This window comes from Yinghuangia sp. YIM S10712, from assembly GCF_051388935.1.
GTDB lineage: Bacteria > Actinomycetota > Actinomycetes > Streptomycetales > Streptomycetaceae > Yinghuangia.
This window is the reverse complement of record NZ_JBPKBI010000001.1, coordinates 483,532-497,332: the sequence shown is the minus strand read 5'-3', so window position 1 is coordinate 497,332 and position 13,801 is coordinate 483,532. Positions and strand designations below refer to the sequence as shown.

The 13,801-nt window shown below is 72.6% G+C and carries 14 protein-coding genes; 7 read left to right on the top strand and 7 right to left on the bottom strand.

The window, feature by feature from the left end; all coding sequences use genetic code 11:
* The 4 genes from ACRX5W_RS02360 to ACRX5W_RS02345 all read right to left on the bottom strand — a co-directional run.
* The coding region (locus ACRX5W_RS02360) for a maleylpyruvate isomerase N-terminal domain-containing protein (RefSeq protein WP_436786184.1) at positions 1 to 391 on the bottom strand (391 nt) is incomplete at its 3' end.
* A gap of 146 nt (positions 392 to 537) precedes the next feature.
* Entirely contained in the window at positions 538 to 1,887 is a 1,350-nt protein-coding gene (locus ACRX5W_RS02355; protein ID WP_436786183.1) for an MFS transporter, read from the bottom strand.
* 106 nt (positions 1,888 to 1,993) lie between these two features.
* The gene (locus ACRX5W_RS02350) at positions 1,994 to 2,425 is read right to left on the bottom strand and encodes a MarR family transcriptional regulator (RefSeq protein WP_436786182.1); all 432 of its coding nucleotides are present in this window, start codon (positions 2,423 to 2,425) and stop codon (positions 1,994 to 1,996) included.
* Positions 2,426 to 2,566: 141 nt separating this feature from the next.
* Entirely contained in the window at positions 2,567 to 3,085 is a 519-nt protein-coding gene (locus ACRX5W_RS02345; RefSeq protein WP_436786181.1) for a hypothetical protein, read from the bottom strand.
* Between the two features lie 167 nt (positions 3,086 to 3,252).
* Between ACRX5W_RS02345 and ACRX5W_RS02340 the strand changes: the two genes are divergently transcribed.
* A complete protein-coding gene (locus ACRX5W_RS02340) occupies positions 3,253 to 3,552 on the top strand; it encodes a DUF2530 domain-containing protein (RefSeq protein ID WP_436786180.1) in 300 nt (99 codons plus the stop codon).
* Between the two features lie 71 nt (positions 3,553 to 3,623).
* Here ACRX5W_RS02340 and ACRX5W_RS02335 read toward each other — a convergent pair whose 3' ends face one another.
* Both ACRX5W_RS02335 and ACRX5W_RS02330 read right to left on the bottom strand, forming a co-directional pair.
* Positions 3,624 to 6,785 carry a sacsin N-terminal ATP-binding-like domain-containing protein gene (locus tag ACRX5W_RS02335; protein WP_436786179.1) on the bottom strand — a complete coding sequence of 1,054 codons (3,162 nt, stop codon included), beginning with the start codon at positions 6,783 to 6,785 and terminating at the stop codon, positions 3,624 to 3,626.
* Between the two features lie 66 nt (positions 6,786 to 6,851).
* The gene (locus tag ACRX5W_RS02330) at positions 6,852 to 7,667 is read right to left on the bottom strand and encodes a DUF3027 domain-containing protein (RefSeq protein ID WP_436786762.1); all 816 of its coding nucleotides are present in this window, start codon (positions 7,665 to 7,667) and stop codon (positions 6,852 to 6,854) included.
* A 251-nt stretch (positions 7,668 to 7,918) separates the two neighbouring features.
* On the opposite strand from ACRX5W_RS02330, the gene ACRX5W_RS02325 reads away from it, so the two are divergent.
* Genes ACRX5W_RS02325 through ACRX5W_RS02310 form a run of 4 tightly spaced genes read left to right on the top strand, consistent with a single transcriptional unit; the run spans position 7,919 to position 11,379 of the window.
* On the top strand, positions 7,919 to 9,403 hold the full coding sequence (locus tag ACRX5W_RS02325) for an MFS transporter (RefSeq protein WP_436786761.1): 1,485 nt from the start codon (positions 7,919 to 7,921) through the stop codon (positions 9,401 to 9,403).
* 10 nt (positions 9,404 to 9,413) lie between these two features.
* Positions 9,414 to 9,869: a hypothetical protein gene (locus ACRX5W_RS02320; RefSeq protein WP_436786178.1), complete on the top strand. Its 456-nt coding sequence runs from the start codon at positions 9,414 to 9,416 to the stop codon at positions 9,867 to 9,869.
* Positions 9,870 to 9,880: 11 nt separating this feature from the next.
* Positions 9,881 to 10,531 carry a futalosine hydrolase gene (locus tag ACRX5W_RS02315; protein ID WP_436786177.1) on the top strand — a complete coding sequence of 217 codons (651 nt, stop codon included), beginning with the start codon at positions 9,881 to 9,883 and terminating at the stop codon, positions 10,529 to 10,531.
* Entirely contained in the window at positions 10,528 to 11,379 is an 852-nt protein-coding gene (locus ACRX5W_RS02310; RefSeq protein ID WP_436786176.1) for a 1,4-dihydroxy-6-naphthoate synthase, read from the top strand. The genes ACRX5W_RS02315 and ACRX5W_RS02310 overlap by 4 nt, the downstream gene beginning before the upstream one ends.
* A gap of 291 nt (positions 11,380 to 11,670) precedes the next feature.
* On the opposite strand, the gene ACRX5W_RS02305 is transcribed toward ACRX5W_RS02310, so the two are convergent.
* On the bottom strand, positions 11,671 to 12,054 hold the full coding sequence (locus tag ACRX5W_RS02305; protein WP_436786175.1) for a cold-shock protein: 384 nt from the start codon (positions 12,052 to 12,054) through the stop codon (positions 11,671 to 11,673).
* Positions 12,055 to 12,264: 210 nt separating this feature from the next.
* On the opposite strand from ACRX5W_RS02305, the gene ACRX5W_RS02300 reads away from it, so the two are divergent.
* Both ACRX5W_RS02300 and ACRX5W_RS02295 read left to right on the top strand, forming a co-directional pair.
* Positions 12,265 to 12,519, top strand: a complete 255-nt coding sequence (locus ACRX5W_RS02300) for a hypothetical protein (protein WP_436786174.1) — start codon at positions 12,265 to 12,267, stop codon at positions 12,517 to 12,519.
* A 230-nt stretch (positions 12,520 to 12,749) separates the two neighbouring features.
* Positions 12,750 to 13,694: a sucrase ferredoxin gene (locus ACRX5W_RS02295; RefSeq protein ID WP_436786173.1), complete on the top strand. Its 945-nt coding sequence runs from the start codon at positions 12,750 to 12,752 to the stop codon at positions 13,692 to 13,694.
* The last annotated feature ends 107 nt before the right edge of the window (positions 13,695 to 13,801 follow it).

Sequence of the window (13,801 nt, the reverse complement as noted above, 5' to 3'; positions counted from 1 at the left end):
GGGCGAGGCGGCGGTACCAGAAGTCGACCGCTCCGTCGTCCTCGCCGGCGAAGTGCGGTCGGGCCGGGTCGCGCCGGTCGAATTCGATGCGGAGACGGGCGAGGGCGTCGCCGTACCAGGCGAGCACGTCGGATTTCGGGACGGGGTCGGAGGCGATTGTGACGCCCGATGTGGGGCCGGTGATCAGGGCCGTGTCGCCCGATCCCTCGGGCCGACGGCCGAGCCGGAGCCATTCGGCCGCGGTGCTGAACACCGATCCGGTGTGTCCCACCACGTCGGCGACCGTCCAACCAGGGCACGACGGGACCGGGGTGTCCAGGCCCGCCGCCGCCGATTCCGCCAGGCGCCGTCCCTCCGCCTGGAACAGATTCTGGAGCCGCAGATAGTCCATATCGGAATCGTTCCACTCGGGAACGAGCCATGTCGATGACTTCGGTCACCCGTACGGGTTTCAGCAGAAGAAAGAATTGGCGTACGTTAAAACGATATTGACGTCTTGTCAGATGCTGATCGGATGCTTTCGGAAACGCCGCGGTCTCACGCCGCAACCGGATCGCGCGGCCTCCGCGGCGATGTCGCCTCCGGGCCTGCGCTCGCGGGACCCGACGCGGCCGGGACGAGCCGCACCGACGGCAGCGGACGCACCCGCAACCGGATCCGCCGCCCCGAGTGCCGCACAAGAAGCGACGCCACGACCACCGAGGCCAGCGCCGCCACGCCGCCGCCGAACATCAGCGCGACGCGCGGGCCGTACGCCTGCGCGATCCAGCCGATCAGCGGCCCGCCGACCGGTGTGCCGCCCATGAACACCAGCATGTAGAGCCCCATGACCCGGCCGCGCAGCGCCGCGTCGACGCCGAGCTGCACCGTGGCGTTCGCGGCGGTGTTGAAGGTGATCCCGGCGATGCCGATCGGCACCAGCAGCAACGCGAAGCTCCAGTACGCAGGCATCAGCGCCGCGACGACGCTCAGGGCGCCGAACAGGAACGCCGCACCGACGAGCATCGGCATGCGCGGCGCCCCCCGCCGTGCGGCCAGGAGCGCGCCACCCAGCGAACCGATCGCGAAGACGGTGTTGAGCAGGCCGAACGCACTCGGTCCGGCGTGGAAGACCTGGTTCGCGAAGCCCCCGAGGGTGACCGCGAAGTTGTAGCCGAACGTGCCGACGAATCCGACCAGCGCGAAGATCGCGAGCAGGTCGGGCCGGGCGCGCACGTAGCCCAGCGCCTCCCGCAACTGGCCGGGCTCGCGCTTCACCGGTTCGGTGGGCGTCAGTTCGCTCTCGCGCATGGCCAGCAGGCCGAGTATGACGGCGGCGTACGACAGCGCATTGACCGCGAACACCCAGCCCGTGCCGATCGCGGCGATGAGCAGGCCCGCGACAGCCGGCCCGGTGATCCGGGCGAGCTGGAAGTTGGCCGAATTGAGGCTGATCGCGTTCGGGAGGTCACACCGTCCGACCATTTCCACGACGAATGTCTGCCGGGTCGGGTTGTCGATCGCCGTCATGAGGCCGAGGCCGAGAGCCAGCAGCCACACGTGCCACACGTCGACGACGCCCGTGAGGTCGAGGACCGCCAGGACGGCCGCGAGCAGGCCCATCGCGGCCTGGGTCGCGACCAGCAGGCGGCGTTTGCGGTAGCGGTCCGCGATCGCGCCGCCCCAGAGTCCGAACAGCAGCATGGGCAGGAACTGGAGCCCGGTCGTGATGCCGAGCGCCATCGCGGAGCCGGTCAGCTTGAGGACCAGCCAGTCCTGCGCGAGGCGCTGCATCCACGTGCCGGTGTTGGAGACGACCTGCCCGGCGGCGAACAAGCGGTAGTTGCGGTTGTGCAGCGAGGAGAACATCGAGGCTCGGGCAGTGGCCGGTGGTGCGGTGGCCGTCAAGACGCCCCTTTCTTCGAGCGGTCGGTCGGGTGTGCCGGGACCACATGTGGTCCCCGTGTCCGACACGCGACCGCCCTCGATGCGGGCGGGCCCGAGCCCGGGCCGCTCAGAGCTGCGCGAGCCGCTCCAGAACCGGGACGGCGGCGCGCAGCGCCGCGGCCTCCTCCTCGGTCAGCGCCTCAAGATGCGCGGCGAGCCACGCGTTCCCGAGCCGTCTGCTCTCCGCGACGACCTCGGCGGCCGGCTCCGTCGCGGTGACGGTGATCTGCCGGCGGTCCTCGGGGTGCGGATCGCGTCGTACGAGACCGCGCTCCTCAAGCCCGGCGATCACCCGCGTCATCGACGGCGGCTGCACCTTCTCGTGCCGGGCGAGTTCACCCGGCGTCATGGCACCTCGGGCGACCAGGATGGTCAGCACCGACAACTGCGTGGGGCTCAGCGACTCGTCGGCGCGCTGGTTGCGCAGGCGGCGGGCCAGTTTGAGCACGGACGCGCGGAGAACGGCGACCGTGGCACGGTCGGCTTCGGACAACGACACCTTCGTTAGCTTAGATCATTACCTTCGCTAACGGGTAACCGATTCCGGCGAGGTGCTTATTCCCCGTCGAATCACCGTGATCATCGCGGAACGCCAGGACGACGCGAGACCCCGAGGGCCCGGCCGCCGCAGGGCCGCCGGCTACCGCACACGCTCACGGGGCCGCGCGGGCAGCAGCCCCTGCGCCCGCCAGTACTCCGGGTCGTGCGGACACGCAAGCCAGCGCGGCAGGCGGCTCGCCGCACGCTCGAACGCGTCACCCAAGCCGACCCCCGGCGCGATCGCGACGACGTCCTCGACCGGATAGTGCGTGTTGTGGTCGATGTCGCACCAGCACGCCACACTCACCGCCGCGAGCGCGCCCAGCGCACCCGGCCCGACCCACGCGATGTCCAGTTCCAGGTCGAGCCAGTCCACCCCGGCCTCGTCGGAGTGCAGGCCCATCGCGGTGCTGAGCACGAGCGGTGTGATGTCGCGCGGCATCGGATCGGGGCACACGGCATGGTCGCGGAACCACTCCCACTCCGCCGGATCACCCGGCGGACGCAATGCGTCCACGGCCGCCGCGACCCGGTGGATGTGCTCCAGCTCGTGTGCCGCCGCACCAGGGAACAGCACCGCGAGAGGAACGTCGTCGATAGTCCCGCGCTCCAAGCCCACCCGGCCGATCCTGACTGCCCCGGCCGCGTCCGCACAACCCCCGCGCGGAGCGGACCAGGACGAACGCTCCCATAAGGGAAGGCGCGGCAATACCGGCACAAGGAACGGCCCTTGGCCCGCGGCGCCGGATCCGCCGGGCCGAGAACGGGCCAGTACCCTGTGGCCTTGTGACCGGCACCCCTTCCCAGCCCGTCCCCCCGCCCTCGGGCCGGGTGCGGCGCCCCACCCCCGAACCACTCGAAGCCGACGACGTCAAGATCGTCGCCGGGGGCACCGTCGTGTGGTTCGTCCTCTTCCTGGTCTCGCTGCCGTTCCTCGACACCCTTGAACGCCACGACCGCGAGTGGTGGCCGTGGTGCGCGCTCGCCGGCGCCGGCCTCGGCGTGGTGGGCCTGTGGTACGTACGCCGCCGCCGCGACGCACTGCGCCGCCGCGCCGAGCAGGCACCACCCGCTCGGGAGCACTGAGCGCGCCCTCACGAACCCCCGCCCGGCGCACGGCGCTTGCCCGAACGGTCACCCGGGCAGGCACCCGCAGGTCACAGCGGCGCGTCGAAGTCCCGTTCCGCGTCCAGGACATGGGCCAGGGACGGATCGGTGAGAAGCTGCGCGACCTCGAAGCGGCGGTGCCACTCGCCGGCCGCCCACGCGAGTCCACGCGCCAGGCCCTCGAAGGTCGTCGCGTGCACCTCGCCGTCCACGAAACGCCATTCGGCTTCGAGTTCCGCGCCGTCGGGGCCCATGACGAGCAGTTCGCCGTGCTCGACGTACTCGGTCGGGGCTCCCGCCAGCGCCGCGAGCACCGCGTCGGGCACCTCGTGCCGCACTCCTTCCGACACCACCGTGCCGGGCACCACCTCGGACACCAGCGGCAGTTGGAGGAGTTCGGCGAGCGCGGTCGCGCGGTCCGGGCGCACCGGCAGCAGCGCCCACGCCGGCGACTCCGCGAGCAGCGCGGCCAGATCGGGAGCGTCGGCGACGGCCGCGGAACTGGCGTCCACGACGGTCAGGCGGCCCGCGACGACCGCGCGCACCTCGTGCGGCGCGTCCACGCGGTCCATGTCAACCTCCGCCAACGCGGTGTAGAGCAGCCGAAGTTGGTCGCGGGAGACCTCGTGCGAGCGTTTCGCGAGGCGGTCCAGGAGCTCGTCCGGCCCGCCCGGGTCGGCGAGCAGCGCGGCCAGCGTGGTGCGCACGCCGAGCGCGCGCAGGAAGACGTCGTCGAGGTGCGAGTCGACCTCGTCGTACAGCCCGTGCAGCGCGGCGTCCGCACCGGCCGCGAGCAGCCCCGCCGGCGGGCGCCCGTCCAGCACCGGGTGCCCGCGCAGCCACCACGCGGTGTACGACGGGATCTCCGCACGCCCGCCGTCCGGCAGCAGCACCCGCGCCGGCTCCACCACGGCCGCCCGCAGCGGCGGTGCGGCCAACAGGTCGAGGGCGTCCTCCCACGCTTCGTCGGCGACCAGGTCGAGGTCGCGTACCGCCGTGAACACGGCCAGCACCGGCGGCACTTCGGGATCGGGCAGGCGGTCGAGGACGTCGTCGAGCCAGTCCTCCTCCAGGTCCAGGTCGTGGTCGCACGCGTCGTGGTCCAGGACCACGTCCTCCTCGACCACCAGACCGAAGGTGTCGAGCACCCCGACCGCGCGCAGTACGTCCGCGCCCCAGCGCTCCATCAGGTCCGGGTCCGCGACACCGAGCGTGCCCGGCTCGACCAGCGCGACCAACGCGCTGTCCGGCAGCATGAGTTCACCGGCCGGGAGCAGATCGCCCTGGTCGTCCGGCAGCGGCAGCTCGGCGAGCCACGGCTCCTCGCCGGGGGCCAGGACCGCGGCACGGACGAGTTCGAGCACCGCGTCGGTGAAGGCGTCCGGGTCCTCGTGCTCGTCGACGGCCGCCACCCCGGCGCGCACGGCCGGGTCGGCCAGCACGGTACGCGGCACCGCCGGAAGCGCGCCCAGGCGTTCCAGGAGCGGGTGCACCGCGTCCGGGTGCACGATGCGCAGATCGAGCGGCGCGAGCACCGCCGGCTTGGGCGTGTCCGGGCCCGGCAGCAGCAGATGGCGCGGGCCGCGCACCAGGCGCCCGTCGACGAGCGGCACCGGCAGCGCGCCGAGCGCGTCGCGGTCGGCCGGGTCGAGGGCCGCGTACAGGCCGTACCACCACTCGGGTTCGCGTTCCAGCGAGGCGAGTTGGTCGACCACCTCGGCAAGCGGCAGGCGCCGTACGCCCAAAGCCCGCAACGCCGGCGACTTGTCGAGGCCGGCCGGCAGCAGCCCGGTGAGCACCGGGGCGAGCGCGGCGACCAGGCCGGGACCGGCGCCGTCGAGCACGACGGCGTCGCGGGGCCGCAGGGCCGACGGCTCGGCGGTGCCGACCTCCGGTGCGGCGACCGGGAGTTCGCCGTCCGTCCAACGGTCCTCCGGCGGCACGGCGGTGGGCAGGAACGGTGTCTCGGCGAGCCGGGCGAGCACGGCACGCCGCAGCAGCGCGTCGAGTTCGGCCTCCGGCGCTCCGGAGGGCACGAGGCCCAGCAGCGCCCGGGTGAAGGGCGTCGGCCAGTCGCGCAGCAGCGCCGCGTACGCCTCGGCGGCGCGCTCCACGAGGAAGTCCCGCAGCGGGCCCGGCGCGACGTGCCTGCGTGTGGTGTCGAGCGGGAACGACGCGATCAACAAGGCGGGCAGGCCCAGCGGTTCGTCGGAAGCGGTCGGAGCGTGCACGACGGGACGCACCGACACAGGACCGCGCAGGTTGCCGTCCTCGTCGGCCGCGTCGAGGCTCAACGCCGGTCCCCCGGCCCGCCATTCGGGCCCGTTGCCGCCCAACGGCAGCGGCGCGCCGGCGGCGTCGACGGGAACCGCCCACAGCACGGACCAGACGCCGCGCCGCCGTTCCTCCGTCGGCCGGTCGGCGAGCAGGTGCGCGTCCAGCGCTCCGCCCGCGCTTCCGACCCACCACCGCGTCTCGCGCCCCCGGTCGGTCACGACGACCGCGCCGCCATCGTCGCGCCGTGTCAGCGTGCGGACTTCGCCGTCCGTCTCCACGACGATCTCGCCGAGACCGGACAGGGTCAGCAGCAGCGCGTCGTCGATCTCGTCCAACAGGCGCCGCGTCAGGTCGGTCGCGGCGGCATCGCGCAACGGCAGGGTGACGACGGTGTCGTAGCCCTCCGGCGGCTTGCCCTCCGCGGGCAGCGGAAGCCGCAGCACCGGCACCGCCCCGTCACGGCGGGCGACTTCGTCCGCGATCGAGGGCACCTCGGCGGCCAGTGCCCGCGCTTCGCGCAGCGACCACCGCACGCCGCCCGTCCGCGACACGACCGCCGGCTCGTCCGACACCGCCAGCACGGCGGCGAAGCCGACGCCGAACCTGCCCACCGTGCCCGGGTCTTCGTCGCGCTTCGCGGACGCCCGCAGCGTCGACAGCGCCAACACCCCGTCCGCGTGCAGCGGTTCGCCGGTGTTCGCGGCGGTCAGGACACCGTCGCGCAGCGTCAGCCGCAGCCGCCCCGGAGCCCCCGTGCGCACGGCGGCGTCGGCGGCGTTCTGTGCGAGCTCGACGACCAACCGGTCACGGTATCCGCCGAGCGCGAGCTCCTCCTCGGCGTTGGCGTCCTCCCGGAAACGCGCGGGCTGCGCCGCCCACGCGTCAAGAACGGCCCGACGCAGCCCTGCCGTCGCGAAGATGTCCTCGGTGCCCATGGCCCCAACTCTCATCGCATCAAGGCCCCGCTTGGCAAATCGCGCCGGGCGGGAAGGCCGCGTCCGTCAGGAGTGTCCCAGTTCCTCGGCCGGTTCCGTGTCGTCGACCGAGCCGCCCTCGTGGTGCACGCGTACCGGCTCGACGTCGTAGTCGTCGACGACGGGCTCGGCGGCCGGCGGGACCGCGGGCATGACCGCAGCCTCGGAATGACCGCCGCAGCCGAAGCCGAGGGAGACCATGTGGCCGTCGGCCGGAGCGTACTCGTTGGCGCAGACACCGAACGCCTGGCCCAGCGGGCCGCCGATCCGGACCAGGAACCCGCAGCTCACACAGTGCGCGGGCGCGGCCTGCGCCATCGGCGTCCGGACACCGAAGTGCTCCTCCCAGCGCTCCGCGGCCAGATCACGACCGAGCGGCGAGAGCACCCGCGCCCGGCCGAGCCCCAGCTCGTGCGCGACCGCTGCGGCACCCAGGCCCAAGGGCTCGTGCGCCGTACGCACGTCGACCTCGGTGAAACCGGGCTCCAGGCGCTCGTCGTCCTCCTTGGTGGGCAGCAGATCGCCCACCCCGAGGTCACCGGGACGCAGCCGCTCGCTCCACGGCACCCACTGCGGCGCGAGCAGCGCGTCGGGGCCGGGCACGAGAACGACCTCGTCGACGGTGACGAGTTTGGCGCGTGGCGCGCGCGCCACGGTGACCGCCCAGCGCCAACCGGTGTACGCGTCCTCTCGGCACGCGAAAAGATGGGTGACGACACGGTCGCCGTCCACTTCGACGCCGAGGTGCTCGCCGACCCGGCCCGGGCCAGCGACGTCCTCGGCGGCGGCAAGGGCGAGTTGGACCGCCTCCGAGCAAAGGCGGTCGGGGATTCGACTACGGATCGGGGCACTCACGAGAGTGATTGTCCCTCAAGCACCGGGTGGGATGGCGAGGGCTACCCTCAACAAGCACGCAATCCCGTTCCCGGCGCGCAACCGACGCGCCCTTACGGCGTGTCACCACCGACGTATCCCCCAGGCGGAAGGGCAGGATCCAAGAGGTGGGAGCCTTGCGGACGCGAAGCGGTTCACGGAGCGGCGCGGTACGGGTGCGCGGCAGCAGCGCAGCCGGCAGCGGGCGGTTCCGGCGCAGCATGTGGTGGTTCGGCATGCTGCCCAAGGCGATCGCCGGCCGATTCCGGGACGCCGCGCACTCCAAGGGCGCCAAGGAAAGCGGCCTCGGCAAACTCATCGAGCTGCACGCCATCAACAACGCGGGCGACGCCCTGGTCACCATCGCCCTGGCGACCACCGTCTTCTTCTCGGTGCCGACCGGCGAGGCCCGCGACCGCGTCGCGCTGTACCTGCTGATCACCATGGCCCCGTTCGCGCTGATGGCCCCGGTCATCGGCCCGCTGCTGGACCGGCTGCGACGCGGCCGGCGCGTGGCGATCGCGGTCACGATGCTGGTCCGGGCCGCACTCGCGTGGATGATGGCGGCCGCCGTGGAGGACGGCGGGCTGGAGCTGTACCCGGAGGCGTTCCTCGTCCTGATGACGTCGAAGGCGTACGGCGTCTCCCGCAGCGCCGTCGTACCACGCCTGCAACCCCGGTCGATGTCGCTGGTCAAGGTGAACTCGCGCATCACCATGTTCGGCCTGATCGGCACGCTGCTCGCGGCCCCGGTCGCAGGCGCGCTCAAGGTCACCGCCGGCACGCCGTGGATCATGTACGCCGCGACCGCCGTGTTCCTGTTCGGCGCGATACTGGCGTTCGTCCTGCCGTCCAAGGTCGACTCACCCGAAGGCGAGGACCGCGCGGCGTTCACGCGCGAGGCCCCCGGAGCCGAGCACCACGGCTTCGTGCACGCGCGGCGCCGCCACGCCCAGGACCCCGAAGGCGCGGCGCTTGCCGAAACCGCCGAAGCCCCTGCGGTGTCCGAGGACGCCGGGACCGGCCCCCCGCCCTCGGGCACCGAGGCCGACGCCGCCGACGCACGACCCGACGGCAAGCCCAAAAAGACCACCCGGCGCCTGCGCAGCGTCGGCCCGTCCGTCGTCCTCGCGCTGTGGGCCAACGCTTCGCTGCGTGCCTTCTCGGGCTTCCTGATCATGTTCCTCGGGTTCCTGCTGCGTGAGGAACCGGTCGGCGACATGGACAGCAAGACGGCCCTGGGCGTGGTCGTGGTCGCGGCGGCGGTCGGCAACGCGATCGGCACCATGCTCGGCGCGTGGTTCAAGTCGAAGGCCCCCGAGGCGATCATCGTGGGTGTCGTCGCCGTCGCCGCCGCGTCGGCCGTGGCGGCGGCCCTGTTCTACGGCCTGACCACCGTCGTCGCGGTCGCCGCGGTCGCGGGCCTGGCGCAGGCCCTCGGCAAGCTGTCCCTCGACGCGATGATCCAGCGCGACATCCCCGAGGAGGTCCGCACCTCCGCGTTCGCGCGCACCGAGACCGCACTTCAGTTGGCGTGGGTGGCCGGCGGCGGCGTGGGCATCGCGCTGCCGCTCAACGGAACCCTCGGAATGGGGATAGCGGCAGCCGTCCTGCTCCTGACATTGGTGCTGACCGGACGCCGCCTCACCACGCGCCGATCGCGCCCTGCCCGATCCCCCGGCTTCCGGCTCCGAGGCGCCCGGTAATCTTCGGCCCATGAAGATCCGCCGCAGCGCCGCCGTCGCAGGCGCCTCCGTTCTGGGCACCCTCGCCCTCGTCGGCTGCAACCTCGACACGAAGCCCAGCGCGTTGGTGACGGTCGTGTACGGCAGCGAGTCGGAACACACTGAGGCGCAGTGCAAGGACATCGAAGCAACCGAACAAGCCCTTGACGCGTGCTTCGGACCGGCGTCCGACAAGAAGCCCAAGGTCGTCAAGGTGTCGGAGGGCGGCGACCTCGGCGTCGGGGTCGAGCCTTCGGTCAGCGACAACGGCTGGAAGATCTTCGTCGGCGACAATGCCGGCCCTTTGATCGAGGACAAAACGTTCTACACCGGGTTCCGCGTGCCGCTCGGCGCCTTCGACGAAGCGGATTCCCTCCCGCTTCGCGTCGTCGAGTACAAGAACGAACAGATCCACAACGTCTGGCTCTTCAGCCTCGAAAAGAAATAGCCGACGCGCCCGTGCGCATCCTCGTCGTCACCGCCGTCCCCGCCGAGCGCGACGCCGTGCTCGGGCGCGGGACGCTCCCCGGGGTCGATGTGCTGGCCGCCGGTGTCGGTCCGGCCGCCGCGGCTACGAGCACCGCTGCGGCGTTGTCTCGGTCGGCGTACGACCTCGTCGTCAGCGCCGGCATCGGCGGCGGGTTCGCGGGAGTCGCGGCCGTGGGGTCGCTCGTGGTCGCCGGGCGGATCGTCGCGGCCGACCTCGGTGCGGAGACCCCCGACGGGTTCCTCACGATCGACGAACTCGGCTTCGGCGTCGGTGCGTTCGATGTCGAGGCGGGTGTGGTCGAATGTGCCGCCGACGCGGCCCGGAAGGTCGTCCCGGATGTCGTGGTCGGGCCGATTCTCTCCGTCTCCACCGCCACCGGCTCCGCAGCGCGCGCGACGGAGCTGACGAAGCGTCATCCGGGGGCGGCGGCCGAGGGAATGGAAGGGTTCGGCGTCGCCGTGGCGGCGGCCGACGCCGGGGTCCCGGTCTGCGAACTCCGCGCGGTCTCCAATCTCGTGGGGCCGCGCGACCGCGAGGCCTGGCGCATCCCGGACGCCCTGCGCGTGCTCGGCGTGGCCGCCGCCGCGATCCTGCCGGCGCTACGCGAGGAACGGGCATGACACCTGCGCGACTGAGCATGGCGTACTCGCCGTGCCCGAACGACACCTTCACCTTCCACGCGTGGGCGCACGGCCTGGTGCCCGGAGCCCCCGAGGTCGACGTGACCTACGCGGACATCGACGTCACCAACGGCCTCGCCGAGCGCGGCGGCCTCGACGTCCTGAAGATCTCCTACGCCGCGCTCCCGTGGGTCCTGGACGAGTACGCGCTGCTGCCCTGCGGCGGGGCACTGGGACGCGGCTGCGGCCCGCTGGTGCTCGCCCGCGAGGCGCACACCCCGGCGGACCTCGCCGGCCGCGTGGTCGCGGTGCCGAGCGAGCGCTCCACGGCGTACTTGCTGTTCCGTCTGTGGGCGGCGCGGGAGATCCCCGGCGGCGTGGGCGAGATCCGCGTCATGCCGTTCCACACGATCATGCCCGCGGTACGGGACGGTGTGGTCGACGCGGGCCTAGTGATCCACGAAGCGCGGTTCACCTACCACGAGTTCGGGCTTGTGAGCCTGGCCGACATGGGCGAGGCGTGGGAGGCCGACACCGGCCTGCCGATCCCGCTGGGCGCCATCATCGCCCGCCGCTCCCTGGACCTGCCGGCCCTGGCCGCGGCGGCGCGCGCGTCGGTGGAGCACGCGTGGTCCGACCCGGCCGCGTCGCGCGACTACGTGCACGCACACGCCCAGGAGATGAGCCCGGCCGTCCAGGAGCAGCACATCGCGCTCTACGTCAACGCGTTCACCCGCGAGCTGGGCGACGAGGGCTACGCCGCCGTACACGCGCTGCTCGACCGCGCCGCTGACGAAGGCCTGGTGCCAAGGGTGTCGCGCGAGGCGCTGGCGTTCCCCGGCCGCTGAGGGTGTGGCGGCGGTACACGGCGTGCTCGCTCGCCGGACCAGGAGGCCCTGTGGCCCGCAACGCCGAGAGCCGTCGTGCCACGCCGGGCGAATCCGGAGGGAGCCACCAGACAAGCCCTGGGCCGACCGGGTCACGGCACACGCAGGTGCGAACCGGACGGCATCGTCACCCGGCGGCGCCGCAGACCGCGCAGCCGGGCCCCGCCGGCGTCCGGCAACACGAACCGCCGACCGCGCGGTCACCGGGGCGGGATCACGGCACGGATCCGGCTTCCCCGCCGCCCGGCCGCGTCAGGTCTCGATCTGGTCGGCGACCGCCCGCAGCAGCTCGGCGACCTTGTGGGCGGTCTGCTTGTCGGGGTAACGGCCGCGGCGGAGGGTGTTCGACACGCCGTCGAGCACCTTGATGACGTCTTCGACGATGACGGTCATCTCGTCGGGCTTCTTGCGCGTCGCGGCGACGACCGACGGGCGCGGGTCGAGAACGCGCACCGACAGCGCCTGCTCGCCCCGTCGGCCCTCGACGATGCCGAACTCGACCCTCATCCCGGGCTTGAGCGAGTCGACACCCTGCGGCAGCGCGGAGGAGTGGACGAAGACATCGCCGCCGTCGTCGCGGGAGAGGAAGCCGAAGCCCTTCTCGGTGTCGAACCACTTGACCTTGCCGGTAGGCACGGAAGACCTCGTTTGGTGTCGGGACGTCGCCATCTGGACGGTCGGAGCCGGAAGAGTGCCGAGTCGGCGGACCTCCCTGACACGGCACCGGTACGTGACCGGGTACGCGAGACGCCCCCGTTCACCCGACCAGGCTAACGGTCGGGACCGACGTGGCACACCGGGATACCCGGCCGGGAACACCCGCACGGGCCAAGTACCGTGGACCGGGTGAGCACTATCGATTCCTCCCCCGCAGCGGGCCGTGAGGCCGGCCGAGGCGACGTCGCGGTCCGGATCGGCGCGGTCGTGTTCGTCGTCGGCACCATCGCGACGCTGGCGACCCTGACCCCGTTCCTGATCGGTGCGGACGCGCTGCCGCGGACGGTCTACCTCCTCAGCCTGCTGATGCCGGTCGGCCTCGGTGTGGCGATCGGCGGCCTGGTGGCCACCGCACGCAGCCAGCGCCGCAGCATCCAGGACTGAGATCCCGCGCCGGGAGCCCGGAGCGGATCCCGGTATGCACCGAATCCCCCTACACCGGGCCGAAATCCGGACCGAATCGGAGCAAAGCTGCACCAGGTACCCGCCGTCACACCGCACGACCGCGCGGCATTCTGCGTCCGATCGGGTGGTCCGATCGGGGATTGGCACGCAGGGGCTTTGCGTAGCCACTTAGGTTAACCTAACCTAATCTCGTGGTAGCCTTGAACCCCGTGGAAGAGACCGCCCCTGCCCGCGTGGCAGCCCGCGGCTCGAACCGCTGCGCCGTCGTGGCCCGCGCCTTGGGCGAGTCCGTTCTCGGGAGCGCTCCCGAGACCTGTGATGCGTGGCTCATCCTGGAGCACCCCGGCCCGTGGCCCGCGTACGACAGGCCGCCCGGCATGCCGCGTGACGTCGTCGACTTCCTCGACAGACTGCCCGCGTACCGCATCCGCCCCCAGCTCATCCGCCGCCCCGGCGCGCGACGCCAGGTGCCCCCGCACCAGGTCTACGTCGCGTTCTCCGGCGGCGCCCGCGGCGGCGAGCCGTGGATGGAACAGCGCGAAATCGCCGATCTGCGCGAGCTGTTCGACCTTGACCTCGACGCCGTGTCACGCGGCGTCCGCCCCGGCTGGGGTACCCCTCGGCACGACCCGGTGATGCTCGTGTGCACGCACGGCAAACGCGAGCCGTGCTGCGCGCAGTTCGGGCGCCCGACCGTGCGCGCGCTGCACGCGGCGTACGGCGAGCCGGTGTGGGAGACCACGCACGTCGGCGGCGACCGTTACGCCGCCAACCTGGTGACCCTCCCATACGGGACCTACCACGGGCTGGTCACCGAGCCCGTGGCCGTCGAGATCGGCGCGGCCTGCCTGCGCGGCGAGGTCGATCTCGCGCACTACCGGGGGCGCACCGGCGTGCCGTCGGCCGTGCAGGCCGCCGAGTGGTTCGTGCGGAACCACGTCGGCGCCGTCGCGGTCGACGCCGTGCGCGCGTTGTCCCACGTCGACCGCCCGGACGGCGGCGCGACCGTGGACCTCCACACCGGCGACCGGCTGTTCCAGGTCAGCGTGCGGACGTCCCTCACCGGCTGCCCGCGCCTGACCTCCTGCTCGCAGGGCGCCGTCACCGACCCCCACGAATTTCTTCTCGACGAGTTGCGCGAACTGACCCCGTGACGGGCCGCGGCCTGCCTGCCGAGTCTCCTCGGGTCAGCCCGCGCGGTGGGCCGCGTGCGAGCGCCCGGTGCGGGCCCGAGCTTGTACGCGGCGTGCTCACTCACCGT

Bases quoted from the DNA above. Each gene is read 5' to 3' on its own strand.
- ACRX5W_RS02335 (WP_436786179.1), bottom strand. From the start codon at position 6,785: ATGGGCACCGAGGACATCTTCGCGACGGCAGGGCTGCGTCGGGCCGTT.
- ACRX5W_RS02320 (WP_436786178.1), top strand. From the start codon at position 9,414: ATGAAGATCCGCCGCAGCGCCGCCGTCGCAGGCGCCTCCGTTCTGGGC.
- ACRX5W_RS02310 (WP_436786176.1), top strand. From the start codon at position 10,528: ATGACACCTGCGCGACTGAGCATGGCGTACTCGCCGTGCCCGAACGAC.
- ACRX5W_RS02325 (WP_436786761.1), top strand. From the start codon at position 7,919: ATGTGGTGGTTCGGCATGCTGCCCAAGGCGATCGCCGGCCGATTCCGG.